Genomic DNA, 25,059 nt, shown 5'->3' on the forward strand with positions numbered 1-25,059 from the left:
CGACAGGCGGCTGAGGGCTCAGTCGTTTCTCCAGGGCGGGAGGGTCAGCGCCCCCGCAGCGAGCGGTAGGTGGCCACCAGCGCGGCGGTGGAGCCGTCCAGCCCCGGCACCTCGGCGCCGGTGGTCAACGCCGGCTCCACCCGCTTGGCGAGCACCTTGCCCAGCTCCACGCCCCACTGGTCGAAGGAGTCGATGTCCCAGATGGCGCCCTGGACGAACACCTTGTGCTCGTACAGCGCGATGAGCTGGCCGAGCACCGAGGGGCTGAGCTCGGTGGCCAGGATGGTGGTCGTCGGGTGGTTGCCGCGGAAGGTGCGGTGCGGCACCTGCTCGGCCGGCACGCCCTCCGCGGCGACCTCCTCCGCCGTCTTGCCGAAGGCCAGCGCCTGGCCCTGGGCGAAGAGGTTCGCCATCAGCAGGTCGTGCTGGTCGGCCAGGCCCGGCCGCAGGTCCTCCACCGGCTTGGCGAAGCCGATCAGGTCGGCCGGCACCAGCTTGGTGCCCTGGTGGAGCAGCTGGTAGTAGGCGTGCTGGCCGTTGGTGCCGGGAGTGCCCCAGACCACCGGGCCGGTCTGCCAGTTCACCGACTCGCCCTGCCGGTCCACCGACTTGCCGTTGGACTCCATGTCCAGCTGCTGGAGGTAGGCCGTGAACTTGGACAGATAGTGACTGTACGGCAGGACCGCGTGGGCCTGCGCGTCATGGAAGTTGTTGTACCAGACACCCAGCAGGCCGAGCAGCAGCGGCGCGTTCTCCTCGAAGGGAGCGGTGCGGAAGTGCTCGTCCATCAGATGGAAGCCGGCGAGCATCTCGCGGAACCGGTCCGGACCGATGGCGATCATCAGCGACAGGCCGATGGCCGAGTCGTAGGAGTAGCGGCCGCCGACCCAGTCCCAGAACTCGAACATGTTGGCCGTGTCGATGCCGAACTCGGCGACCTTCTCGGCGTTGGTGGACAGCGCCACGAAGTGCTTGGCCACCGCCTCCTGACCGGCGCCCAGGCCGCTCAGCAGCCAGTCGCGGGCCGAGGTGGCGTTGGTGATGGTCTCGATGGTGGTGAACGTCTTGGAGGCGATGACGAACAGCGTCTCGGCCGGGTCCAGGTCCCGCACCGCCTCGTGCAGGTCCGCCCCGTCCACGTTGGAGACGAAGCGGAAGTTCAGGTCCCGCGCGGTGTAGGAGCGCAGCGCCTCGTACGCCATCGCCGGGCCGAGGTCGGAGCCGCCGATGCCGACGTTGACGACGTTCTTGACGGGCTTGCCGGTGTGCCCGGTCCAGTGCCCGGAGCGGACCTTGTCGGCGAAGGTCGTCATCTTGGTGAGCACCGCGTAGACATCCGGGACGACGTCCTTGCCGTCCACCTTGACGACGGCGGACCGCGGCGCCCGCAGCGCGGTGTGCAGCACCGCGCGGCCCTCGGTGTTGTTGATCTTCTCGCCGCGGAACATGGCGTCCCGCAGCTCCGCCACCCCGGCCGCCTCGGCCAGCTCGCGCAGCAGCCGCAGGGTCTCGTCGGTCACCAGCTGCTTGGAGTAGTCCAGATGGAGGTCACCGACCTGGAGGCTGAGCCGCCGCGCGCGCTCGGGGTCCTCGGCGAACAGGTCGCGCAGATGCGCGTCGCCCAGTTCCTGACGGTGCTTGGCCAGCGCGTGCCACTCAGGCATCCGGTCCAGCCTGCCGCGGCCTTCCTTGTTCATCTCGGACATCAGCCCACTTCTTCTCGTACCTGCACCCCGCCGCCACCCACCTTAAGGCCGTGAGGACGCCAGTCGATCAGCGGCGTCGGCGTGTTCGGCCCCACCGGGTCTCACCCCGGCGAAAAGCGTCCGGCCCGGTGGGAAGGGGTTCTTCCCACCGGGCCGGTCACAGGTGCGTGTTCGTCAGATCTCCCCACGGAGCTTGGCGAGCGCCTCGGCGAGGATCGCCTCCCCGTCGGCGTCGCTCCTCCGCTCCCGCACGTATGCCAGGTGCGTCTTGTACGGCTCGGTGCGCGGCGGAGCGGGCGGGTTGTCCCGGTCCTTGCCGGCCGGGAGGCCGCAGCGGGGGCAGTCCCAAGTGTCCGGAATCTGCGCGTCGCTGGCGAAGCTCGGCTGAGTCTCGTGCTCGTTCGAGCACCAGAAGGAGATGCGCAGACGCGGCGCCGACTCGCCTCGCTCCGCTTCACCCATCGGCCCCGCTCCGACCCGACTCCCTCGGATCGCGTTGCCACTTGCCACGGTCGTAACTCCCTGCGTAATGGTGCTGCACTGTGCCGAATAGCGGCTGCGCCACGGAGTCGATGAGCCGCTCCGCTGCGGGCGCCCCAGTCTACGTAAGGCCCAACGCGCGTCCAGTGACAGGAGTTACCACCCGCCCCCTAAGACGCCAGCTTCCATGATAGGCCGCGCCGAAGACGGTACGTCAGTTAATCCAGCTTCATGAGCAGACCGAGGGCGACGATGCAGACGAACCACAGCAGGCCGACCACGATGGTGATCCGGTCGAGGTTACGCTCGGCGACCGAGGAGCCGCCGACGGAGGACTGCATGCCGCCGCCGAACATGTCGGACAGACCGCCACCCTTCCCCTTGTGCATGAGCACCAGCATCATCAACAGGACACTGAAGATGATGAGGGCGATCGAGAACCCCATGACCACGGCTGGACCAACTCTCTCGGACTGAAGAACGGAGTGGGGCCGGGGCGGCGTGAACACGCCGGTCCCGGCCCCGACAGGGTACGACGGGTGACACCCGTCGTCATAGCTGCTACTGGTCGCGGAACCGGACGATCTTCACGAACTCGTCCGCGTCCAGCGCCGCGCCGCCCACCAGGGCGCCGTCCACGTCCGGCTGCGCCATGATCGCCGCCACGTTGCCGGACTTCACCGAGCCGCCGTACTGGATGCGGACCTTGTCGGCCAGCTCCTGGCTGTAGAGCTCGGCCAGGCGACCGCGGATCGCCCCGCAGACCTCCTGGGCGTCCTCGGGCGTGGCGACCTCGCCGGTGCCGATGGCCCACACCGGCTCGTACGCGATCACGATCGTCTCGACGTGCTCGGCGGGGACGTCCTTCAGGGCGCCGTCGACCTGCGCGAGGGTGTGCGCGACCTGGTTGCCCGCCTTGCGGACGTCCAGACCCTCGCCGACGCACAGGATCGGGGTGAGGCCGTGCTGGTAGGCGGCCTTCACCTTGGCGTTGCACAGCTCGTCGGTCTCGGCGTGGTACTGCCGGCGCTCGGAGTGCCCGATCACGACGTACGTGCACTTGAGCTTGGCGAGCATCGAGCCGGAGATCTCACCGGTGTACGCGCCCGAGTCGTGCGCCGAGAGGTCCTGGGCGCCGTACTTGATCTTCAGCTTGTCGCCGTCGACCAGCGTCTGCACCGACCGCAGGTCGACGAAGGGCGGCAGGACCGCGACCTCGACGGCCTCGTAGTCCTTGTCGGCGAGCGCGAACGCGAGCTTCTGGACGTGCGCGATGGCCTCAAGGTGGTTGAGGTTCATCTTCCAGTTGCCCGCCATCAGCGGGATACGGTCACTCACGGTAGTTCAGTCCTCCAGTGCGGCGAGGCCGGGGAGCGTCTTGCCCTCGAGGTACTCGAGGCTGGCCCCGCCACCGGTCGAAATATGGCCGAAAGCGGTCTCATCGAAGCCCAGCAGGCGCACGGCGGCGGCCGAGTCGCCGCCACCGACGACCGTGAAGGCCGGGCTGTCGACCAGCGCCTGGGCGACCGCCTTGGTGCCGTTGGCGTAGTCGGGGTGCTCGAAGACACCCATCGGCCCGTTCCAGAACACGGTGGCCGCGTCCGCCAGCTTCGACGCGTAGAGCTCGCGGGTCTTCGGGCCGATGTCCAGGCCCTCCTTGTCCGCCGGGATGGCGTCCGAGGAGACCAGGTCCGGGTTGGCCGGGGCCTTGGTCTTCAGGTCCGGGAACTCGGCCGAGACCAGCACGTCGACGGGGAGCACGAACTCCACGCCACGCTTCTCGGCCCGCGCCAGGTAGTCCAGGCAGGCCGGGATCTGGTCCTCCTGGAGCAGCGAGACACCGACCTCGTGGCCCTTCGCCTTGAGGAAGGTGTACGCCATGCCGCCGCCGACCAGGATGCGGTCGGCCTTCTCCAGCAGGTGGTCGATGACCCCGAGCTTGTCCGAGACCTTGGCGCCGCCGAGGACGACCACGTACGGCCGCTCCACCTTCTCGGTGAGCTTCTGCAGCACCCCGACCTCGGTGGCGATCAGGCCGCCCACGGCGTGCGGCAGCCGGGCCGGCAGGTCGTACACCGAGGCGTGCTTGCGGTGCACGGCGCCGAAGCCGTCGCCCACGTACAGGTCCGCCAGCGCGGCCAGCTCGTCGGCGAAGGCGCCTCGCTCGGCGTCGTCCTTGCTGGTCTCACCGGCGTTGAAGCGGAGGTTCTCCAGCAGCGTGACCTCGCCGTCGCCGAGAGCGGCGACGGTGGCCTTCGCGCTGTCCCCCACGGTGTCGGCCGCGAAGACGACCGGCTTGCCGAGGATCTCACCGAGACGCTTCGCGACCGGCGCGAGCGAGAACTGCGGGTCCGGGGCGCCCTTGGGGCGGCCCAGGTGGGAGGCGACGACCACCCTGGCGCCGGCTTCCGCCAGCCTGGCGATGGTCGGGGCGACGGCGCGGATGCGGCCGTCGTCCGTGATCGTGTCGCCTTCCAGCGGCACGTTGAGGTCGGCGCGGACGAACACCCGCCGCCCGGCGACCTCAAGCTCGTCGATCGTCTTCATTGTTGCGTGGCTCCTAGAAGTCCCAGCAGGCGAGGGGGCTCGTGCGGCGCACCATCGCGCTGCGCGAGCCCCATCGCTCACTTCGAGATACCGCTTGGAATCAGAGCTGGCCGCCGACGAAGGTGGTCAGGTCCACCAGGCGGTTGGAGTAGCCCCACTCATTGTCATACCAGCCGACGACCTTGACCTGCTTGCCCTGGGCCATGGTGAGGCGGGAGTCGAAGGTGCAGGACGCGGGCCAGTTCACGATGTCCGAGGAGACGATCTCGTCCTCCGTGTACTCCAGGATGCCCTTCAGCTGGCCCTCCGCGGCCTTCTGGAAGGCGTTGTTGATCTCGTCCTTGGTGACCTCGCGGTCGAGCTCGATCACCAGGTCGGTCACGGAGCCGGTCGGCACCGGGACGCGCATCGCGATGCCGTCCAGCTTGCCCTTCAGCTGCGGCAGGACCAGGGCGGTGGCCTTGGCGGCACCGGTCGAGGTCGGAATGATGTTCTGCGCGGCGGCCCGGGCGCGACGCAGGTCGCTGTGCGGGAAGTCCAGGATGCGCTGGTCGTTGGTGTAGGCGTGGACCGTGGTCATCAGGCCCTTGACGATGCCGAAGCTCTCGTCGAGAACCTTGGCCATCGGCGCCACGCAGTTGGTGGTGCAGGACGCGTTGGAGATGACGTGGTGGTTGGCCGCGTCGTACTTGTCCTGGTTCACGCCCATCACGATGGTGATGTCCTCGCCCTTGGCGGGGGCGGAGATGAGCACCTTCTTGGCGCCGGCGGCGAGGTGCTTGGCGGCGTCCTCGCGCTTGGTGAAGATGCCGGTGGACTCGACGACGATGTCGGCGCCCAGCTCGGCCCAGGGGAGGTTCGCCGGGTCCCGCTCGGCGAGGGTCTTGAAGGTCTGGTTACCGACGGTGATGGTGTCGGCGGTGTGGCTGACCTCGTGCTTCAGCCGACCCAGGATGGTGTCGTACTTCAGCAGGTGAACCAGGGTGGCGTTGTCGGTCAGGTCGTTGACACCGACGATCTCGATGTCCGCGCCCTGCTCCAGGAGCGCGCGGAAGTAGTTGCGACCGATGCGGCCGAAGCCGTTGATGCCTACGCGGATCGTCACGAACCGATCTCCTCGTTGGTGTGCCGGTCTGGGCGCCGGCGAGCTGTATGAGTTGTCCCCGACCGCCTCCGACCCTACCGCTAAAGGAATGCCTTCGTGACATTGGCGACGGCGCCCCGCAACCCCCTTCGTGTGGCGCGGATCACCGCCGAAGTGACGCTTTTGTCACTGTCAGTCAATAACGCAGGCGTAGCGGGGAAACCGGCGGTGAAATGGGTCGATAAGCAGCTCGAAAAAGCCGCTCGACATAGCGGGGAGCCCCTCATCTGTGCGATTTCCCGATCCTTTTTTCGCTGAGCGCGCAAGGGCGATTTCTACGGCCGTCCTCATCAAACGGCTCGCCGCCGATGCGTTTATGGCCGTAGCCGTACTCCCGCCGTCGACACACCGCCGTCCAGATTCCCCGACGACGGGAGGTCGCGGACGACCGACGGCCACCCTCAAGGTCCGCGCGGAGGGGGGACACGAGCGGGCGCACGCGCCGAGGCGCGCGTGGATCGCGCCCCGCCCTTACGGAGAGTCATCAGGGCCCCCGCCAGGCCGGGCACCCCAGTCGGACACGGACCGGGCCGGCCCCGCGGCCAGGGGACGGCGGAAGCGGCCGGGGGCACAGGGCACAGGGGCGCGCCCCCAGGCACCCCAGTCGAACACGGACCGGGCCGGCCCCGCGGCCAGGGGACGGCGGAAGCGGCCGGAGGACGGCGGGAGCGGCCGGGGGCGCAGGGCACAGGGCCGAAACGCTGTCGCGTATTTGTGGGCAAAGAGGGAGTAAGCCAGCGATACGGGGTCGTCGCCCGTAAATATGCGGTTTCGGCCCTGTGCCCGGCTGCGCCCCCGGCCCGACCCACCCACTCAGGCGGGCTGGCGGATCGGGCCGGACGCGGACCGTACGACGTGGTGCCGGGCGGCCCTGTGCGTAGACGCTGGGCCCGAGGGAGCCGAGGCTCAGGCGCCAGGCGATGCTGAGGGACGGTCAGCCGACCATGCCGTCCGCCATCTCCTCGGTCAGGTTGGACTCCGTGCCGGGGACGCCGAGGTCCTGGGCGCGCTTGTCGGCCATCGCCAGCAGGCGGCGGATGCGGCCGGCGACCGCGTCCTTGGTCAACGGCGGGTCGGCGAGTGCGCCAAGCTCCTCCAGGGATGCCTGCTTGTGCTCCATGCGCAGCCGGCCGGCGGCCGCCAGGTGCTCCGGGACCTCGTCGCCGAGGATCTCCAGCGCCCGCTGGACCCGCGCCCCCGCGGCCACCGCCGCCCGCGCGGAGCGGCGCAGGTTGGCGTCGTCGAAGTTGGCGAGGCGGTTGGCGGTGGCCCGCACCTCGCGGCGCATCCGCCGCTCCTCCCAGGCCAGCACGGACTCATGGGCGCCGAGCCGGGTCAACAGCGCGCCGATCGCGTCACCGTCCCGGACGACCACCCGGTCCACGCCGCGCACCTCGCGCGCCTTGGCCCCGATCTGGAGCCGGCGCGCCGCGCCGACCAGCGCCAGCGCGGCCTCGGGGCCGGGGCACGTCACCTCCAGGGAGGACGAACGGCCGGGCTCGGTGAGCGAGCCGTGCGCCAGGAAGGCACCGCGCCAGGCGGCCTCGGCATCACAGGTGGCGCCGGAGACCACCTGCGGGGGCAGTCCGCGGATCGGCCGGCCACGGCCGTCGACCAGGCCGGTCTGGCGGGCCAGCTGGTCACCGCCGGCGACCACCCGCACCACGTACCGGCTACCGCGGCGCAGCCCGCCGGGGGCCATCACCACCAGGTCGGAGGCGTGGCCGAAGATCTCCAGGATGTCCTTGCGGAGCCGTCGCGCCGCGATGCCGGTGTCCAGCTCCGCCTCGATCACGATGCGCCCGCTGACCAGGTGCAGCCCGCCCGCGAACCGCAGGATCGCCGAGACCTCCGCTTTCCGGCAGCAGGTCCGGGTGACGGGGAGCCGGGAGATTTCGTCCTTCACCGCTGCCGTCATCGCCATGGGCCGATCCTTCCATGCATCCGAAAAATACGGTCGTACGCGGCGGCCAACAGCTCCGGGTCGTGCCGCGGGGATGCCCCCACGGCGTCCGGCCGGGCGGCGGCACCCTCGGCCGCGGCCGGGAACGCGCCGGCGGCGGCCACCGGAGCCAGCTCGACCGTCGCGCCGAGCCGCTCGGCGGCGTCGCACAGGCTGCTCCGGTCGGGCACCGCGGCCGCGTCGGCCAGCACCACGTCGAAGGCGAGTTTAGGGGCGTGTCGGGCCAAAACCTCCAAATGACGCTGCGGGGAGAAGCCGTCGGTTTCGCCCGGCTGGGGAGCGAGGTTCAGCGAGAGCACGCGCCGCGCCTTGGTCTCCTGGAGCGCTTCGAGCAGCTCGGGCACCAGGAGGTGCGGAATGACCGAGGAGAACCAGGAGCCGGGCCCCAACACCACCCAGTCCGCGTCCAGGACCGCCGCCACCGCCTCCGGCACGGCCGGCGGGTCCTCCGGGACCACGTGCACCGACTGCACCTCGCCGGGGGTGAGCGCCACGGTGGCCTGGCCGCGGACGGTGCTTATCTCGTCCGGCCGGGCGGGGTCGTGGCCCCGTACCAGCGCCTGGAGCTCCAGGGGGACGGCGGACATGGGCAGCACCCGACCGTGGGCGCCGAGCAGCCGGCCGACCCACTCCAGGGCGTTCACCGGGTCGCCCAGCTGCTCCCACAGCGCGACGATCAGCAGGTTGCCGACCGCGTGGCCGTGCAGCTCGCCCTCGCTCTCGAAGCGGTGCTGGATGACCCGGGCCCACGTCTGTCCCCAGTCGTCGTCACCGCACAGCGCGGCGAGCGCCTTGCGCAGGTCGCCGGGGGGCAGTACGCCCATCTCGTCGCGCAGCCGGCCGCTGGAGCCGCCGTCGTCGGCCACGGTGACGACGGCGGTCAGGTCGCCGGTGATGCGGCGCAGCGCGGCGAGCGAGGCGGAGAGGCCCATGCCGCCGCCGAGTGCGACGACCTTGGGCTGGGCGCGCCGGCCGCCGCGGGCTCCCACGAGCCGCCGCAGCCGCCGGGCGCGCAGGGGCTGATAGCTCACTCGCGCCCCATGTCGCGGTGGACGACCACGGTCTCCACGCTCTCGGCCGCCAGCCGGGCGGCGAGCTTCTCGGACATGGCGACGGAGCGGTGCTTGCCGCCCGTGCAGCCGACGGCGATGGTCACATAGCGCTTGCCCTCGCGGCGGTAGCCGGCGGCGATCAGCTGGAGCAGCTCGGTGTACCGGTCCAGGAACTCCTTGGCGCCGGGCTGGTTGAAGACGTAGCCGGACACCTCCTCGTTGAGCCCGGTGAAGGGGCGCAGCTCGGGCACCCAGTGCGGGTTGGGCAGGAAGCGGCAGTCCACCACCAGGTCGGCGTCGACCGGCAGGCCGTACTTGTAGCCGAAGGACATCACGGTGGCGCGCAGCTCCGGCTCCTCGTCGCCGGCGAACTGGGCGTCCATCTTGGCGCGCAGCTCGTGGACGTTGAGGCTGGAGGTGTCGATCACCAGGTCGGCGTCGCCGCGCAGCTCGCGCAGCAGGTCGCGCTCGGCGTCGATGCCGTCGACGATCCGCCCGTCGCCCTGGAGCGGGTGCGGGCGGCGCACCGACTCGAAGCGGCGCACCAGGGCGTCGTCGGACGCCTCCAGGAAGAGCACCCGGCGCTTGACGTTCTTGGCCGCGAGGTCGGCGAGGGACTCACGGAGGTTGTCGAAGAAGCGGCGGCCGCGGACGTCGACGACCACGGCGATCCGGGCCACATTGCCCTGGGAGCGGGCGCCGAGGTCCACCATGGTGGGGATCAGGGCGGGCGGGAGGTTGTCGACGACGAACCAGCCGAGGTCCTCCAGGCACTTGGCGGCGGTGCTGCGGCCCGCGCCGGACATGCCGGAGATGATCACCAGCTCGGGGATGGCCGCGGCCTCGGGAGCCTCGCCCGTCGTGCCCGTACTCACCTGTGCTCCGTTTCCGTGGTTCTCGTGGTCTTGCGCATTCATGGTCCTGTCCCCCGTGTCGGGGATGACGCCGCGGACGCGGCCTCATCCTCAATGATCTCTCCTGTGGCGGTGTTCACCGCCGGGGCGGGCGGGGCCGCCTGGGCGAGGGCCGCGGCCACGGTCTCGGCGGTCTTGCGGCCGATGCCGGGGACCTCGCAGATCTGGTCGATGGTCGCCGCGCGGAGCCGTTTGAGGGATCCGAAGTGCTTGAGGAGCGCCTGCCGGCGACTCTCCCCCAGGCCGGGCACGGTGTCCAGCGGCCCCGCCTTCATCGTCTTGGAGCGCTTGCTGCGCTGGTACGAGATGGCGAACCGGTGCGCCTCGTCACGCACCCGCTGGAGCAGGTAGAGCCCCTCGCTGGTGCGCGGCAGCACCACCGGGTCGGGCTCGCCGGGCAGCCACACCTCCTCCAGCCGCTTGGCCAGGCCGCACACGGCCACGTCGTCGATGCCGAGCTCGTCCAGCGCCCGCCGCGCGGCGGCGACCTGCGGCGCGCCACCGTCGACCACGACGAGCTGCGGGGGGTACGCGAACTTGCGCGGCCGGCCCGTCTCGGGGTCCACGGGCCCGCCGGTCACCGCGTCCACCTCGCCGCCAGCCGGCGCGTCCTCACCGTCCCACTCGCCGGTCTTCTGCTTCTCCTGGAGATAGCGGCGGAAGCGGCGGCTGACCACCTCGTGCATGGAGCGGACGTCGTCCTGTCCGCGACCGTGCCAGATCTGCGCGTCTCCGACACGACCCTTGATCTGGAAGCGGCGGTACTCGCTCTTGCGGGCCAGCCCGTCCTCGAAGACGACCATGGAGGCCACCACGTCGTCGCCCTGGAAGTGCGAGATGTCGAAGCACTCCACGCGCAGCGGCGCGGAGTCCAGGTCCAGCGCCTCGGCGATCTCCTCCAGCGCGCGGGAGCGCGTGGTCAGGTCGGAGGCGCGCTTGGTCTTGTGCAGCGCGAGCGCCTGCTGGGCGTTGCGCTGCACCGTGGCCATCAGGTCCTTCTTGTCGCCGCGCTGCGGTATCCGCAGGTCGACGCGGGCGCCGCGGCGGCCGGCGAGCCATTCGGCGACCGGGCCGACGGGGTCGGGCAGGGCCGGCACCAGCACCTCCTTGGGCACGGCGTCGCCGCTCTCCTCGCCGTACAGCTGCTGGAGGGCGTGCTCGACCAGACCCGCGGTGTCCACGGCCTCGACCTTGTCGGTCACCCAGCCGCGCTGGCCGCGCACCCGGCCGCCGCGCACGTGGAAGATCTGCACGGCCGCCTCCAGCTCGTCCTCGGCGACCGCGATCAGGTCCGCGTCGGTGGCGTCGGTGAGGACGACGGCGTTCTTCTCCATCGCGCGGCGCAGCGCGCCGAGGTCGTCCCGCAGCCGCGCCGCCTTCTCGTACTCCATGTCCTCCGCGGCGTCGTGCATCTGCTGCTCGAGCCGGCGCAGATGGGAGCCGGTGCGGCCGGCCATGAAGTCGCAGAAGTCGTCGGCGAGTTCGCGGTGCTCCTCAGGGGTGACGCGGCCGACGCACGGGGCGGAGCACTTGCCGATGTAGCCGAGCAGACAGGGCCGGCCGATCTGCGCCGAACGCTTGAACACCCCGGCCGAGCAGGTCCGCACGGGGAACACGCGCAGCATCAGGTCGACCGTCTCGCGGATCGCCCAGGCGTGCCCGTACGGGCCGAAGTACCGCACGCCCTTCTTCTTGGCCCCGCGCATGACCTGGACGCGCGGGAACTCCTCGTTGAGCGTCACCGCCAGGTACGGATAGCTCTTGTCGTCCCGGTACTTGACGTTGAACCGGGGGTCGAACTCCTTGATCCAGGTGTACTCGAGCTGCAGCGCCTCCACCTCGGTGGAGACCACCGTCCACTCCACGGAGCCGGCCGTGGTGACCATGGTGCGGGTGCGCGGGTGCAGGTTCGCCAGGTCCTGGAAGTACGAGGAGAGCCGCTGGCGCAGGCTCTTCGCCTTCCCGACGTAGATCACCCGGCCGTGTTCGTCCCGGAACTTGTAGACCCCCGGCGAGTCGGGGATCTGTCCCGGCTTGGGTCGGTAGCTGCTGGGGTCGGCCATGGTCACCACCCTACTGGCGGCCGCCGACACTCCGGCCACGGAACGGCCCGGGAACGGGCCCGGGACGCCCCGGAACGGCGGGCGACGGCCCCGGTGCCGGACGGGCCGCGGGGGCCGTGCCGGGACCCCACCCGTCTGGGACGCCCACCGCCCGCGGACGGGCGATGGGGCGGGCCGTCGTGGAAGGCCGGAAGCCGAGGCCGGGGCGGCGCGGGCGCCTGGACGGGGCGCCACGACGTCCCGCCACGGCGGCAGGGCGCGGCGGGCGGCGGGCAGGCTCCGAAGGACGCGGAGAACGGGGACAACGCGGCCGCAGGGGGCTTCCGCGGCGCACTCGGGTGTCGGGGCGGCGGCCCGTGGCCGCGACCACCGTGGCCCGGGCACCGCGCGGAAGCGAGAGGCCGCCGAAAGCGACAGGCCGCGTGATACCGACAGCCCGCGCGGCCGCCGGACGGGGCGGGTGGCTGTCGGCAGGTCGGGAGGCCGCCAGCAGGGCGGTACATGTGCCCCTCAGGGGCTGCCTCGGCACGCCCGTGAGCTGGTGAACGAGCGGGCCGGCCGCCCCGGGAGATCCGCCCCTGCCGGTCCGGTCGCCAGGGAGCGGGGAGTCAGGGAGCGGAGCCCGGGAGCGGGCAGCCGAGAAGCGGCGCGTCCGACCGGCTGGAGCGGCTGAGCGGCCCCTCGTGAACGGCTGGGGCGGCGGTCGTCGTCCGGCCGCGGACGGCCCGCGGTCGGCTCGCGGTCGGTTCGCGGTCGGCCCCGCGCGGGCGAGCCGGCGTGCGCCGGGACGCCGCCCGCGCGGGGCCGGGTCGCACGGGAACGGCCCCGCGCGGGCGGGCCGCGCCGCCGCCGAACCGTGTCGGTGCGGCCGGTCGGCCAAACCCACCGGCTGGGTCGCGCCGGTGGGCGGGGCCGCCGTGTGCCGCGCGCCCGGGGGCCGCCGCCGTGCGTCGCGGACCTCGGCGCCGGGTGCGCGGCGCGGATCAGCCGGAGCGGCGGGTGCGCAGGGCGGCCGCGGCGCACAGGCCGAGGGCCACCAGGGCGCCGACGCCGGCGATGGTGGAGGTGACGGTCAGCAGGCCGTCGCTGCTCCCGCCGGTGGCCGACGCCTGGGCGGGCTCGTAACCGCCCGCCATGCCCTTGCGGGCGTAGGCGGAGCCGGGGAGTTTGTCGCCGTACGACTCGTGGACGCGCTTCTGGTACGCGCTCACGGTGGTGCCTCGGGCTCCGATCGCGCGGGTGGCGTCGGGGTCGAGCGGCAGCACGCGCGTGCCACGCTGGACGTACCAGGCGTCGATCTGCGGCTCGCGGAAGACCGTTCCGCCGGCGAGTCTCCGGGCGCCCAGGGCCGCGTACCGCGTCTCGTCGTCGCCGGTGGCGATGTTCACCACCCGCCAGGTACCGCCGGTCCGCGCGGTCCACACCGACGCCTTGCGACCGTCGGCGGCGACCGCCTTGCTGGCGAGGAAGTCCAGCGTGGCGATGGGTGTGCCGGTCCAGGCACCGGATCGCGGCCGGGCGGCGACGAACCGCGCGGAGAGCGTGTAGACGGGCACCGTCGCCCCCTCGATGCGCGGGGCGGCGGCCTTCCGGGAGACCGCGCCGTCGCGGGCGAAGAAGCGGGCCAGGGTGTCGCGGGTGGCGGCGCTCCCGGCGGCCTCCCGCGCGGTCTCGACCGCCGCGGCCGCGGGGGTCTCCGGGGCGGCGGGCGTCGCCGTGGGGGTGTCGGCGGCGGCATCGGCCATGGGGAGCAGGCCGAGCAGGGCGGTGGCGAGGGCCGCGGCGGCGACCGCGCGGCCGGCGTTCACGATGGTCATGACCTCACGCCCCGATCCCGTAGAGCGAGTGCGTCCACGCGAACTCGCTGTTGTTCACATACCAGCCGTGGGCGGCCCAGTTGTAGCGGTAGTTGGACGGCCATGGATCGCCCCAGTAGACCCAGTCGTTCGTGGTGTCGTATCCATACAGCAGATGCATGTGACCACCGCCAGAAGACCACTGGATGCGGGTCTCGATCGGCCGGTTCGCGTTGATCTCACCCTGCACGGTGGAGTAGCGCAGCCATCCGTTGACGTACCAACCGGGGTTGACCCCGGCCCAGCGCAGCGCGGTCTGCACATTGCCGAGAGTGGCCTGCCAGTTGGGGCATTCGGTGCCCTGGGCGCGGTTGAACGCGGCGTTGCAGAACTGGTTCTGACTGTAGCCGCGCCCCATCCAGGTGGCGATGGTGTTTCCGGACGCGGCCCAGCACCAGTTGGTCTTCGCCTGCGCCTGCATGGTGATGTTGAGCCGCCGGGCGGCGAGCGCGGCGCCGGGGCGCGCCGGGGAGGGGGTCGTCGCCGCCGTCGACGCGCCCGACGCGGCCGGGGCCGAGCCGGCGTTCGTCGGGCCGGCGGCGGGGGACGTGTTCGGCGCGGGGGTCGCCGTCGCGGCCGCGGTGGGGAGCGCGAGCAGCACGGCGGCCGCGAGGCCGGTGAGGGAGAGCCGTCTGCCGAGGCGACGACCCTCGCGCGGGGCCGTGACGGCCCGCGGACCCGAAACCTGGCCGGTTCGGGGGGTGGTTGGGACGCTGTTCATGCGTTCCTCCCGTGCGAGGGGGGTGGGGTGGAGGAGCGCGTCCGGACGCTGTCCGTGGAGCATCCGGCGTTGTCACGACCAGGTCAACACGCTTCAATGCGAGATGACATCGCTATGTGAACGTTCTGGATCACATGTGAACGGACGATGCATGGATTTGCTGGAGCGTGATGAATCCATGGCCCACTAGGGCGAGTTCCGGTCGTGAACGTTCACAGCGGAGTCAGGGGAGCCCCGGGGGCGGAGCTCTCAGGTCCGATGGGGGAGCGGGAGAGCTCTGGAGCACGAGGAGCTGATGGATGCGGCAGACCACCGCACAGTCGGGCACCGCCCAGACGGAGTTGGCGCGGGCGCTGCGGGACGGTCCGTTCCATGTGGCGCTGCGGGCAGCGCTGACCGCGCGGGGGCTCGCGCTACACCGGGTGCGGCACCGCCTCGCGCAGCGCGGCGTCACGGTCGGGGTGACCAGCCTCAGCTACTGGCAGCACGGCGCGCGACGGCCGCAGCGCCCGGAGTCACTGCGGGCGGTCCGGGCCCTGGAGGAGGTGCTGGAGCTGCCCGCCCACGCGCTCACCCGGCTGCTGGAACCGACGGGCGTCCCCACCCCGCGCCCGGCCACCCGCCCGTACCGGACCCTGCTCCAGGTGTCCGGCGTCGTGGAACGGCTGCTCGCCGACCTGGACGCCCCGCTGGACGGCGGGCTGCACACCGTGTGCCACCTGGAACGGGTGCGCATCGGAACGCGGCGTGAGCTGCGCGGGCGCGAATCCCAACACGTGGTGCGGGCCCACCGGGACGGCGTGGACCGCTACCTCGCGATCCACCAGGGAGACCCCGGGTGCGACCCCGCGCGGGTCGCCGTCCACGCGACCGAGAACTGCCGCGTGGGGCGGGTGCGCCGGGACGCCGAGAGCACCCTGGTCGTCGCCGAGCTGCTCTTCGACGCGCGGCTGCGCGCCGGGGACACCCACGTCTTCGGTTACGCCTTCGAGGACGGCACCGGCGGGCCCAGCGAGGAGTACGTACGCGGCTTCAGCTTCGCCGGCGGGCAGTACGTGCTCCAGGTGCGTTTCGACGCCGCCGCCCTGCCCGTCCGCTGCCGGCGCTTCACCCGCGCCTCGGCCGACGCCCCGCGCAGCGGACAGCAGGAGCTCACCCTGACCGGGCAGCACCGCATCGTGCACCTGGCCGAGCAGGACGTCCCCCCGGGAATCCTGGGTATCGCCTGGGACTGGGAGTAGTCGCGCCCCCTGGCCGGGCCGAGCGGGCACGCGGTGGCCGGGCCGGGCGGGGGTGCGGAGTGGCAGCCCGAGCGGCGGCCCCTCCGCCGGCTCGGGTGGGCGCGTGGGACGGCGCTCCACGCCCGCCCCACGGCCCGTTCCGCGCCTCGGACCGGTCCGGCCACCTTGACCTGGCATCGGGGCGTCATGCGGCCGGTACGGGCCCCTGGCGGGCCCTTACGGCGCCATGCGAGCTCCCGGGCGCGGTCGACGCGCCCGGGCTACGGGAACCGCGAGGGTTCCGGGGGCTTCGAGGGCTCCGGGGGCTCCGGTCCTTCGGAACTCAGGCGTCCGGCCCGGCGACCAGCTTGCCGCCCTTGGTCCGGATCGGCACCGACGGGAGCGGGGCCACGGCCGGTCCCTGGAGCACCTCGCCGGTCTCGGCGTCGAACTCGCTGCCGTGGCAGGTGCAGTTGATCTTCCCGTCCGCCACCTCGTGCACCACGCAGCCCGCGTGCGTACACACCGCGCTGAAGGCCTTGAACTCCCCCTTCGCCGTCTGCGTCACCACCAGGCGGTCCTCGCGGTAGAGCTTGGAGCCGCCGACCGGAACCTCACTGGGCGAGCCCAGCTCCACGGGGGCGGTGGGGGTCGGCGACGCCTTCTTGCCGATGGCGCCCGCGCAGCCCGCGGCACAGAGCCCGGCGGCTCCGGCCAGTGCCGCCCCTCGCAGCACGGTTCGGCGGGTGGCGGGCTGGCTGGTCATGGGGGCTCCTGAGGCAGGCATGTGGATCACGGTCGGGCGCGCGCCGACCCGTCGACGATACCGGCCGTCGTCGCGGCGCCCGCCCCGCCCATGCGTTTACGGGCTCGCCCCGATGGGATACGTTCCGGCGACCCCTCACGGGAGCCGACAGCGACCGGCGGCGGCCGGCGGCGGTGGACGGAGCCGGAGCCGACGGAGCCAGACAGGAAGGACCGCAGCTCGTGATCGTGGTGGCCGGAGAAGCCCTGATCGACCTCGTCCCGTCCGGTGCGGCCGCCGCGCCGGACCACGGGCTGCCCGCGCTGCTCCCCCGACGCGGCGGCGGCCCCTACAACACCGCCGTGGCGCTGGGGCGGCTGGGCTCCCCCACCGGGTTCTGCTCCAGGGTCTCCACGGACGCGTTCGGCGAGGCGCTGCTGGACGGGCTGCGCGCCGACGGCGTGGACACCTCGCTGGTGCAGCGCGGGCCGGAGCCGACCACGCTGGCGGTCGCGGCCGTCGGGGCCGACGGATCGGCGGGCTACGGCTTCTACGCCGAGGGCACCGCGGACCGGCTCTTCGCGCTGCCCGACGCCCTTCCCGCGGGCGCGACGGCCCTTTCCCTGGGGACCTGCTCGCTGGTGCTGGAGCCGGGCGCCAGCGCCTACGAGAGGCTGTTGCGGCGCGAGGCCGAACGCGGCCTCTTCACGGCGCTCGACCCCAACATCCGCGCCGGTCTCATCCGCGACGCGGACGCCTACCGCGCCCGCTTCCGGTCCTGGCTGCCCCACGTCGCCCTGTTGAAGCTCTCCGTCGAGGACGCCGCCTGGCTGGCCGACGGCGTCGAGGACCTCGAAGCGGCAGTGCGGGAGTGGCTGGCGGCGGGGCCCTCGGCCGTGGTGCTGACCCGCGGCGGGGCGGGCCTCACCGTGCTGCCCCGCGGCGGCCGCCCGCTCACCGTGCCCGGCGAGCGGATCACCGTCGCGGACACCATCGGCGCGGGCGACACGGTCAACGCCGCGCTGCTGCACCGGCTGGCCGCCCATGGCGCGCTCTCCCCCGCCGCGATCGCCGGCCTGGACGAGGGCGTCTGGCGCGACATCCTCGCCTTCGCCGCCCGCGCCGCCGCCGTCACCTGCTCCCGCCCGGGCGCGGAGCCGCCCTACGCGGCCGAACTCGGCTGACCGCGCACGCGACCTCTCCCGTTGCCCGGCGACGGCCGGGCCACCCAGCCCCTCGGGCGTGCCCGCACATCACGCCTTCCGGGCGGGCCCCAGAGCCGAGCCCTTCGGGCGAGCCGGGCGCCCTGCACGGTGTGACCGCGCGGGGCGCCCGAGCCGACGCTAGCCGCGCTTGGCCCGCGTCGTCGTCTTCTTGGCGGCCGGCTTGGTGGTGGCCGCGGCCGCCTTCCCGACCGCCGTGGCGTTGGCCTTCTTGACCGCCGCCGTCTTCTTGGCCGCGGACTTCGTCGCGGTGGACCTCCCGGCTGCCGACGCGGTGGTCTTCTTCGCCGAGGCGGCCTTCTTCGCCGCCGGCTCCCGCGCCGGCGCCGCGTCCGCGTCGCTCACCCGCTCGCCGAGCAGCTCGCGCAGGAACTTGCCGGTGTGGCTGGCCGGGACCGATGCCACCTCCTCGGGGGTGCCCTCGGCGATGACCAGGCCGCCGCCGCTACCCCCCTCGGGGCCCATGTCCACGACCCAGTCGGCCGTCTTGATCACATCGAGGTTGTGCTCGATGACGATCACCGTGTTGCCCTTGTCGACCAGGCCGGAGAGGACCTTGATCAGCTTGCTGATGTCCTCGAAGTGCAGACCCGTGGTCGGCTCGTCCAGGACGTAGACCGTGCGCCCGGTCGACCGCTTCTGGAGCTCGCTGGCGAGCTTGACGCGCTGGGCCTCGCCGCCGGAGAGCGTCGGCGCGGACTGGCCGAGCCGGACGTACCCCAGCCCGACCTCGTGCAGGGTGCGCAGATGGCGGGAGATCGTCGGCACGGCCTCGAAGAAGTCGAGCGCCTCCTCGATCGGCATGTCCAGCACCTCGGCGATGGACTTGCCCTTGTAGTGCACCTCCAGGGTCTCCCGGTTGTAGCGCGCACCGTGGCAGACCTCGCACGGCACGTACACATCCGGCAGGAAGTTCATCTCGATCTTGATGGTGCCGTCGCCCGCGCAGTTCTCACAGCGGCCGCCCTTGACGTTGAAGGAGAACCGGCCGGGCAGATAGCCGCGGACCTTGGCCTCCATCGTCTCCGCGAAGAGCTTGCGGACGTGGTCGAAGACGCCGGTGTAGGTGGCCGGGTTCGACCGCGGGGTGCGGCCGATGGGCGACTGGTCGACGTGCACGACCTTGTCCACCAGGTCGTCGCCGTCCACCCGGGTGTGGCGCCCCGGCACGTTCCTCGCGCCCTGGAGCTCCCGCGCCAGGTGGGTGTAGAGGATGTCGTTGACCAGCGTGGACTTGCCGGAGCCGGAGACGCCGGTGACCGCGGTGAACACCCCCAGCGGGAAGGACACATCGATGTCCTGCAGGTTGTTCTCCCGGGCGCCGCGCACGGTGAGCCGGCGGGAGCCGTCCACGGGGCGGCGGATCTCCGGCAGGGCGATCGACTTCTTACCGGACAGATACTGGCCGGTCATCGACTCCTTGTTGCTCAGCAGCTCCTTCAACGGGCCGCTGTGCACCACCTTGCCGCCGTGCTCGCCGGCACCGGGGCCGATGTCCACCACCCAGTCCGAGGTCTTGATGGTGTCCTCGTCGTGCTCGACGACGATCAGCGTGTTGCCCAGGTCCCGCAGCCGCACCAGCGTCTCGATGAGCCGGTGGTTGTCGCGCTGGTGCAGACCGATGGAGGGCTCGTCCAGCACGTACAACACGCCGACCAGGCCGGAGCCGATCTGCGTGGCCAGCCGGATGCGCTGCGCCTCGCCGCCGGACAGGGTGCCCGCCGCGCGGTTGAGCGAGAGATAGTCCAGGCCCACGTCGACCAGGAACCTCAGCCGCTCGTTGACCTCCTTCAGGACCCGCTCGGCGATGGTCTTCTCCCGCGCGGTCAGCTTCATCTCGCGCAGGAAGTCGGCGCAGTCGCTGATCGACATCGCGGCGACCTCCGCGATGGAGCGGCCCTGGACGGTGACCGCGAGCACGATCGGCTTGAGCCGGGTGCCCTCACAGGTGGGGCAGGGCACCTCGCGCATATAGCCCTCGAAGCGCTCCCGACTGGAGTCGCTCTCCGCCTCCGAGTGGCGCCGCTTCACGAACGGCACGGCGCCCTCGAAGGCCGTGGTGTAGGCCCGCTCCCGGCCGTACCGGTTGCGGTAGCGCACCTCGATCTGCGTCTTGTGGCCCTGGAGCAGCGCCTTCTTGGCGCGCTGCGGGAGACCCGCCCAGGGGATGTCGGTGCGGAATCCGAGCGCGTCGGCGAGCGCGCCGACCAGCCGGCCGAAGTACTCCTTGGTGTGGCCGTGCGACCAGGGGTGGATGGCCCCCTCCTCCAGGGACCGCTCCTCGTCCGGGACGATCAGCTCCGGGTCGACCTCCATCCGGGTGCCGATGCCGGTGCACTCCGGGCAGGCGCCGAAGGGCGAGTTGAAGGAGAAGGAGCGCGGCTCCAACTCCTCGAAGGACAGGTCGTCATAGGGGCAGTAGAGGTGCTCGGAGAACATCCGCTCGCGCTGCGGGTCGTCCTCGTCGAGGTCGACGAAGTCGAGGATGACCATGCCTCCGGAGAGCCCGAGCGCGGTCTCGACGGAGTCGGTCAGCCGCCGCTTGGCGCTGTCCTTGACGGTGAGGCGGTCGACCACCACCTCGATGGTGTGCTTCTCCTGCTTCTTGAGCTTGGGCGGGTCGCTGAGCTGGATGGTCTCGCCGTCCACCCGGGCGCGGCTGTAGCCCTTCGTCTGAAGGTCGGAGAAGAGGTCGATGAACTCGCCCTTGCGCTCCCGGACCAGCGGGGACAGCACCTGGAAGCGACTGCCCTCGGGCAGCTCCAGCACCTTGTCGACGATCGCCTGCGGGGACTGGCGGGCGATGGGCCGTCCGCACTCCGGGCAGTGCGGCTTGCCGATGCGGGCGAAGAGCAGTCGGAGGTAGTCGTAGACCTCGGTGATGGTGCCGACCGTCGAGCGCGGGTTGCGCGAGGTCGACTTCTGGTCGATGGAGACGGCGGGGGACAGACCCTCGATGAAGTCCACATCGGGCTTGTCCATCTGGCCCAGGAACTGCCGGGCATAGGAGGAGAGCGACTCGACGTAGCGGCGCTGCCCCTCGGCGAAGATCGTGTCGAACGCGAGGGAGGACTTACCCGACCCCGACAGCCCGGTGAAGACGATCAGGGAGTCGCGGGGGAGGTCGAGCGAGACGTTCTTGAGATTGTGCTCGCGAGCGCCACGGACGATGAGACGGTCGGCCACGCCGGTCGGCACCTTTCTTGAGAGAGGTGAGGGGTGCGCCGCACCCCCCGATCCAGAGTAGGGGGCGCTACGGCGATGTCTTTAAGGATGCAGCACACCGAGCCTATAGCACGCACATTCGATTTGCGGGGGAAGTCAGACAGCTTCACTCGAAGGAGTGGCGGGGCTACGGTCGCACCATGAGTGACTACGCGGACTACGCGCGCGACGCCTCTGCGGTCCAGGGGGCCGCCGACCGGCTGCTCTCCGCGGTGGCCACGCTGGACGACACCGCGGTCGCCGAGCCCTCCTCCCTGCCGGGCTGGACCCGCGGCCACCTCCTGGCGCATCTGGCCCGCAACGCCGACGCCCTCACCAATCTGCTGGTCTCGGCGCGCACCGGCGAGAAGATCCCCATGTACGCCAGCGAGGAGGCGCGCGACGCCGACATCGAGCGCGACGCCTCGCGCCCGCTCGCCGTCCACCTCGACGACCTGCGCACCAGCGCCTTCCGCTTCAACACGGCGGCGGCGGCGCTCCCCCGCGACCGGTGGTCGGCGGAGGTCGCCATGCGCCGCGGCGTGGTCGAGCAGGCCGCCCGGCTGCCCTTCCGGCGGCTGGTGGAGGTCGAGCTCCACCATGTCGACCTCGACCTCGGTTACACCCTGGCGGACCTGCCCGCCGGCTTCGTGACCCAGGAGCTCGACTTCCTGACCACCGTGAAGTTCGCCGGGCACCCGGACGTCCCGCCGCTCCGGCTGGCCGCCACGGGCGACGGCCCGGTCCGGGACACCGGTCGCGCCGACGGCCCGCGACTCACCGTGACCGGAACCCCCGCCGACCTGCTGGGCTGGCTCACCGGCCGCGGCGACGGGGCCGCGCTGTCCTGCCCGGCCCCCGCGCTGCCCGCGCTACCGCCGCTAGGCTGATCACATGACGTACAGCGGAGCGGTCAAGGTCGGCGGACCCGCGGAAGTGCACGAGCTGCCGGACCTGATGATCTCTAAAGTGGCGGTCGGCCCGATGAACAACAACGCCTATCTGTTGCGCTGCCGCGCCACGGACGAGCAGTTGCTGATCGACGCCGCCGCCGAGCCCCAGACGCTGCTCACCCTGATCGGCGAGGGCGGTATCGCCTCCGTCGTCACCACCCACCAGCACGGCGACCACTGGCAGGCGCTGCGCGAGGTGGTGGACGCGACGGGCGCGACCACCTACGCGGGGCGGCACGACGCCGAGGGCATTCCGGTCCCCACCGACGTGCTGGTCGACGACGGCGACACCATTCGCGTCGGGCGGGTGGAGCTCACCGCCCGCCACCTGGTCGGCCACACCCCGGGCAGCATCGCGCTGGTCTACGACGACCCGCACGGCCACGCGCATGTCTTCACCGGCGACTGCCTCTTCCCCGGCGGTGTCGGCAACACGCACAACGACCCGGAGGCGTTCGCGAGCCTCATCGACGACGTCGAGAGCAAGCTCTTCGACCAGCTCTCCGACGAGACCTGGGTGTACCCCGGTCACGGCGACGACACCACGCTCGGCGCGGAGCGTCCGCACCTGGGCGAATGGCGTGAGCGCGGCTGGTAGCACGGCACCTGTGCCGATGTGCCGCCACACGCCCTGACATCACCCTTTCCCGGTCCGTAACCAGGGGCGCGCGCGGGTAGTTGGTGCGTCATGCGCGACGATCAGTCGCCGTCCATGACGCGCCTCGCCGCGGCGTCCCTGGCCGGCACCGCCATCGAGTTCTACGACTTCTTCATCTACGGCAGCGCCGCCGCCCTGGTCTTCGGCCCGCTCTTCTTCCCGGGCGCCTCCCCGCTCGCGGCCACGCTCGCCGCCTTCGGCACCTTCGCCGTCGGCTTCCTCGCCCGCCCGCTCGGCTCGATCGTCTTCGGGCACATGGGCGACCGCCACGGCCGGCGTCCGGTGCTCATCGCCTCACTGCTCCTGACCGGCGCCGCCACCGTCGCGGTCGGCTGTGTGCCGGACTACGACACGATCGGGGTCGCCGCGCCCGTCCTGCTGACCGTGCTGCGCTTCCTCCAGGGGCTGGGGCTGGGCGGGGAGTGGGGCGGGGCGGTGCTGCTCACCGCCGAACACGCGCCCGCGCGGCGCCGCGCGCTGTGGTCCAGCTTTCCGCAGATCGGCCCGGCCGTCGGCTTCCTGCTCGCCAACGGGGTGCTGTTGGCGCTGTCCCTCGCCCTGACCGACGCGCAGTTCCGCTCCTGGGGCTGGCGGGTGCCGTTCTGGGTGGGTGGCGTGCTGGCCGCCGTGGGCCTGTTGTTGCGCACCCGGCTCAGCGAGACGCCGCAGTTCCGGGAGCTCGCCCGGCGCGGCGAGCGGGCCGACGCGCCCATGGCCGAGGTGGTGCGCCGCCACTGGCGCCTGTTGCTGCTCACCGCCGGCGGGCTCGCCGTGGGATACGCCGTGTTCTACGCGGTGACCACCTGGTCGTTGGCCTACGGCACGGAGCGGCTCGGGATCGACCGCACGGTGATGCTCGGTCTCATCATGGCGGCCGTCGCCGTCAAGGGCGCGCTCACCCCGCTGGTCGCGCACCTCGGCGACCGGTTCGGGCGGCGCCCGCTGTGTCTGCTGGGCTCCGCGGCGTCCGCCCTGTGGATGTTCCCGCTGGTCGCGCTGTTGCACACCGGCCGACCGGCGTTGATGTTCCTCGGCTTCCTCGGCGCGCTGCTGGCGTTCGTCCTGATGTTCGCCGTGACCGGCGCCTATCTGCCCGAGCTGTACGAGCCGCGGGTGCGCTGCACGGGCGCGGCGGTCGGCTACAACCTGGCGGGGGTGCTCGGCGGAGCGCTGACCCCCGTCGCGGCGACCTCGTTCTCCAGCGGCGAGGGGGCGCCCTGGGGGGTGGCGGGCTATCTCACCGCCATCGCGCTGTTCAGCCTCGGCTGCTTCGCGCTGCTCCCGGAGACCGGTGAGACGCGCGACCGCCTCCCACGGGCCGAACTGGCCGGGGAGGCGGCTCTCTGAGTTCGCGGAGCCTCAGCCCTTCCGGGCTTCGGGGTTCCGGGGGTCGCCGGGCGCCGGCGCATCGGCGTCCGGGCCGTCCGCGGGACCGCCGGTCGGGCGGTCCCGCCGTGACCGGCGTCAGACGTCGACGCTGTCCTTCTCCTTGGCGCCGGGGCCCTCGCCCGACTCCACGCCCACCGGGCCGGCGGCCGCGGCGCCCGCGCCCTCCAGGGCCTCCTGGGCGGCCTGCTTCTTCGAGGCGTACAGGCTGGTGATGGTGGTGACGACGAGGACGGCGCAGATGACGCCCAGGGAGACCGGGATGCTGATCTCAGGGACGTGCACCCCGGACTCGTGCAGCGCGTGCAGCACCAGCTTCGCGCCGATGAAGCCCAGGATCACCGACAGCCCGTAGGAGAGGTGCACCAGCTTCTTCAGCAGCCCGCCGATCAGGAAGTACAGCTGGCGCAGACCCATCAGCGCGAAGGCGTTGGCCGTGAAGACGATGTACGGGTCCTGGGTGAGACCGAAGATGGCGGGGATCGAGTCCAGCGCGAAGAGGACGTCGGTGGTGCCGATCGCCAGCATGACGATCAGCATCGGCGTCATCAGGCGCTTGCCGTTCTCCACGATGAACAGCTTGGTGCCGTGGTACTTGTCGGTGGACGGGAAGCGCCGCTCGACCATCTTCAGGAAGCGGTTCTCCTCGAACTCCTCATCCTCCTTGTCGGCCCGCGCCTCCTGGATGAGCTTCCAGGCGGTCCAGACGAGGAACGCGCCGAAGATGTAGAAGACCCAGGAGAAGGTCGAGACGATCGCGGCACCGCCGGCGATGAACACGGCGCGCAGCACCAGCGCGATGAGCACACCCACCATCAGAACCCGCTGCTGGTAGATGGAGGGCACCGCGAACTTCGCCATGATGAGCACGAAGACGAAGAGGTTGTCGACGCTCAGCGACTTCTCGGTGATGAAGCCGGCGAAGAACTCACCCGAGGGCTGGCCGCCCGCGAAGAGGAAGAGGCCGAGCCCGAAGAGCCCGGCCAGGGCGATCCAGACGGCGGTCCAGATCCCGGCCTCCTTGAGGGAGACCTCGTGCGGCTTGCGGCCGCCTATGAAGAAGTCGACGGCGATCAGGGCGCACAGACCAAGGATGGTCAGCGCCCACAGGGTCATGGAGACGTCCACGGGTCCTCCGGCATTCGTACGGCAGTTTCAGCGTGTCGTTCGCTGCCGGAGGTCTCTTCCGCCCGTGGCGCCGACGACGGCTCCACGGGCCGGCGC

20 protein-coding genes are annotated in these 25,059 nt (G+C 71.8%); 5 read left to right on the top strand and 15 right to left on the bottom strand.

Features of this window, described 5'->3' with window-relative positions; genetic code table 11:
* Positions 1-44 precede the first annotated feature (44 nt).
* The 12 genes from pgi to CD790_RS19800 form a co-directional block, all read right to left on the bottom strand.
* Positions 45-1,697, bottom strand: a complete 1,653-nt coding sequence (gene pgi, locus CD790_RS19745; RefSeq protein WP_144384809.1) for a glucose-6-phosphate isomerase — start codon at positions 1,695-1,697, stop codon at positions 45-47.
* Positions 1,698-1,880: 183 nt separating this feature from the next.
* Positions 1,881-2,216, bottom strand: coding sequence for an RNA polymerase-binding protein RbpA (locus tag CD790_RS19750; protein WP_144384606.1), 336 nt, complete (start codon positions 2,214-2,216; stop codon positions 1,881-1,883).
* Positions 2,217-2,404: 188 nt separating this feature from the next.
* The gene (secG, locus tag CD790_RS19755; RefSeq protein WP_144384607.1) at positions 2,405-2,632 is read right to left on the bottom strand and encodes a preprotein translocase subunit SecG; all 228 of its coding nucleotides are present in this window, start codon (positions 2,630-2,632) and stop codon (positions 2,405-2,407) included.
* A gap of 115 nt (positions 2,633-2,747) precedes the next feature.
* Positions 2,748-3,524 (bottom strand): triose-phosphate isomerase, encoded by a 777-nt coding sequence (tpiA, locus tag CD790_RS19760; protein ID WP_144384608.1) that lies wholly within the window; start codon positions 3,522-3,524, stop codon positions 2,748-2,750.
* Positions 3,525-3,530: 6 nt separating this feature from the next.
* Positions 3,531-4,733 (bottom strand): phosphoglycerate kinase, encoded by a 1,203-nt coding sequence (locus CD790_RS19765; protein WP_144384609.1) that lies wholly within the window; start codon positions 4,731-4,733, stop codon positions 3,531-3,533.
* Between the two features lie 100 nt (positions 4,734-4,833).
* Positions 4,834-5,838 carry a type I glyceraldehyde-3-phosphate dehydrogenase gene (gene gap, locus CD790_RS19770; RefSeq protein WP_144384610.1) on the bottom strand — a complete coding sequence of 335 codons (1,005 nt, stop codon included), beginning with the start codon at positions 5,836-5,838 and terminating at the stop codon, positions 4,834-4,836.
* 973 nt (positions 5,839-6,811) lie between these two features.
* A complete protein-coding gene (gene whiA, locus CD790_RS19775) occupies positions 6,812-7,801 on the bottom strand; it encodes a DNA-binding protein WhiA (protein WP_144384611.1) in 990 nt (329 codons plus the stop codon).
* Positions 7,792-8,871 (bottom strand): uridine diphosphate-N-acetylglucosamine-binding protein YvcK, encoded by a 1,080-nt coding sequence (gene yvcK, locus CD790_RS19780; RefSeq protein WP_186319134.1) that lies wholly within the window; start codon positions 8,869-8,871, stop codon positions 7,792-7,794. The genes whiA and yvcK overlap by 10 nt, the downstream gene beginning before the upstream one ends.
* The gene (rapZ, locus tag CD790_RS19785; protein ID WP_186319135.1) at positions 8,868-9,809 is read right to left on the bottom strand and encodes an RNase adapter RapZ; all 942 of its coding nucleotides are present in this window, start codon (positions 9,807-9,809) and stop codon (positions 8,868-8,870) included. Before rapZ ends, yvcK begins: the two co-directional genes overlap by 4 nt.
* A complete protein-coding gene (uvrC, locus tag CD790_RS19790) occupies positions 9,806-11,869 on the bottom strand; it encodes an excinuclease ABC subunit UvrC (RefSeq protein WP_144384613.1) in 2,064 nt (687 codons plus the stop codon). The genes rapZ and uvrC overlap by 4 nt, the downstream gene beginning before the upstream one ends.
* Positions 11,870-12,852: 983 nt before the next feature.
* Positions 12,853-13,686 carry a hypothetical protein gene (locus tag CD790_RS19795; RefSeq protein WP_144384614.1) on the bottom strand — a complete coding sequence of 278 codons (834 nt, stop codon included), beginning with the start codon at positions 13,684-13,686 and terminating at the stop codon, positions 12,853-12,855.
* A 4-nt stretch (positions 13,687-13,690) separates the two neighbouring features.
* Complete coding sequence (locus CD790_RS19800; protein WP_144384615.1) at positions 13,691-14,446, bottom strand: papain-like cysteine protease family protein; 756 nt, start codon at positions 14,444-14,446, stop codon at positions 13,691-13,693.
* 299 nt (positions 14,447-14,745) lie between these two features.
* Between CD790_RS19800 and CD790_RS19805 the strand changes: the two genes are divergently transcribed.
* Complete coding sequence (locus tag CD790_RS19805; RefSeq protein ID WP_144384616.1) at positions 14,746-15,687, top strand: hypothetical protein; 942 nt, start codon at positions 14,746-14,748, stop codon at positions 15,685-15,687.
* 322 nt (positions 15,688-16,009) lie between these two features.
* On the opposite strand, the gene CD790_RS19810 is transcribed toward CD790_RS19805, so the two are convergent.
* Complete coding sequence (locus CD790_RS19810) at positions 16,010-16,432, bottom strand: Rieske (2Fe-2S) protein (RefSeq protein WP_144384617.1); 423 nt, start codon at positions 16,430-16,432, stop codon at positions 16,010-16,012.
* 221 nt (positions 16,433-16,653) lie between these two features.
* Between CD790_RS19810 and CD790_RS19815 the strand changes: the two genes are divergently transcribed.
* Positions 16,654-17,595: a carbohydrate kinase gene (locus tag CD790_RS19815; RefSeq protein ID WP_144384618.1), complete on the top strand. Its 942-nt coding sequence runs from the start codon at positions 16,654-16,656 to the stop codon at positions 17,593-17,595.
* A gap of 159 nt (positions 17,596-17,754) precedes the next feature.
* On the opposite strand, the gene uvrA is transcribed toward CD790_RS19815, so the two are convergent.
* Positions 17,755-20,820 (bottom strand): excinuclease ABC subunit UvrA, encoded by a 3,066-nt coding sequence (uvrA, locus tag CD790_RS19820; RefSeq protein WP_144384619.1) that lies wholly within the window; start codon positions 20,818-20,820, stop codon positions 17,755-17,757.
* Between the two features lie 179 nt (positions 20,821-20,999).
* Here uvrA and CD790_RS19825 point away from each other — a divergent pair, with 179 nt between their 5' ends.
* From CD790_RS19825 to CD790_RS19835, 3 genes are all read left to right on the top strand, one after another.
* Positions 21,000-21,728: a maleylpyruvate isomerase family mycothiol-dependent enzyme gene (locus CD790_RS19825; protein WP_144384620.1), complete on the top strand. Its 729-nt coding sequence runs from the start codon at positions 21,000-21,002 to the stop codon at positions 21,726-21,728.
* A 4-nt stretch (positions 21,729-21,732) separates the two neighbouring features.
* Positions 21,733-22,389, top strand: a complete 657-nt coding sequence (locus CD790_RS19830; RefSeq protein WP_144384621.1) for an MBL fold metallo-hydrolase — start codon at positions 21,733-21,735, stop codon at positions 22,387-22,389.
* A gap of 114 nt (positions 22,390-22,503) precedes the next feature.
* Positions 22,504-23,796 (top strand): MFS transporter, encoded by a 1,293-nt coding sequence (locus tag CD790_RS19835; protein ID WP_144384811.1) that lies wholly within the window; start codon positions 22,504-22,506, stop codon positions 23,794-23,796.
* A gap of 117 nt (positions 23,797-23,913) precedes the next feature.
* Here CD790_RS19835 and CD790_RS19840 read toward each other — a convergent pair whose 3' ends face one another.
* On the bottom strand, positions 23,914-24,963 hold the full coding sequence (locus CD790_RS19840) for a TerC family protein (protein WP_144384622.1): 1,050 nt from the start codon (positions 24,961-24,963) through the stop codon (positions 23,914-23,916).
* Between the last annotated feature and the right edge of the window lie 96 nt (positions 24,964-25,059).

The sequence above is a fragment of the Streptomyces sp. SAJ15 genome, from assembly GCF_007595705.1.
Taxonomy (GTDB): Bacteria; Actinomycetota; Actinomycetes; order Streptomycetales; family Streptomycetaceae; genus Streptomyces.

What these genes read in the sequence shown, in the direction of transcription:
- CD790_RS19825 (WP_144384620.1), top strand. Translation starts at nt 21,000, where the DNA reads ATGAGTGACTACGCGGACTACGCGCGCGACGCCTCTGCGGTCCAGGGG.
- CD790_RS19810 (WP_144384617.1), bottom strand. Translation starts at nt 16,432, where the DNA reads ATGACCAGCCAGCCCGCCACCCGCCGAACCGTGCTGCGAGGGGCGGCA.
- secG (WP_144384607.1), bottom strand. Translation starts at nt 2,632, where the DNA reads ATGGGGTTCTCGATCGCCCTCATCATCTTCAGTGTCCTGTTGATGATG.
- CD790_RS19765 (WP_144384609.1), bottom strand. Translation starts at nt 4,733, where the DNA reads ATGAAGACGATCGACGAGCTTGAGGTCGCCGGGCGGCGGGTGTTCGTC.
- pgi (WP_144384809.1), bottom strand. Translation starts at nt 1,697, where the DNA reads ATGAACAAGGAAGGCCGCGGCAGGCTGGACCGGATGCCTGAGTGGCAC.
- CD790_RS19835 (WP_144384811.1), top strand. Translation starts at nt 22,504, where the DNA reads ATGACGCGCCTCGCCGCGGCGTCCCTGGCCGGCACCGCCATCGAGTTC.
- whiA (WP_144384611.1), bottom strand. Translation starts at nt 7,801, where the DNA reads ATGGCGATGACGGCAGCGGTGAAGGACGAAATCTCCCGGCTCCCCGTC.
- rapZ (WP_186319135.1), bottom strand. Translation starts at nt 9,809, where the DNA reads ATGAATGCGCAAGACCACGAGAACCACGGAAACGGAGCACAGGTGAGT.
- CD790_RS19805 (WP_144384616.1), top strand. Translation starts at nt 14,746, where the DNA reads ATGCGGCAGACCACCGCACAGTCGGGCACCGCCCAGACGGAGTTGGCG.
- uvrC (WP_144384613.1), bottom strand. Translation starts at nt 11,869, where the DNA reads ATGGCCGACCCCAGCAGCTACCGACCCAAGCCGGGACAGATCCCCGAC.
- CD790_RS19795 (WP_144384614.1), bottom strand. Translation starts at nt 13,686, where the DNA reads ATGACCATCGTGAACGCCGGCCGCGCGGTCGCCGCCGCGGCCCTCGCC.
- CD790_RS19800 (WP_144384615.1), bottom strand. Translation starts at nt 14,446, where the DNA reads ATGAACAGCGTCCCAACCACCCCCCGAACCGGCCAGGTTTCGGGTCCG.
- CD790_RS19830 (WP_144384621.1), top strand. Translation starts at nt 21,733, where the DNA reads ATGACGTACAGCGGAGCGGTCAAGGTCGGCGGACCCGCGGAAGTGCAC.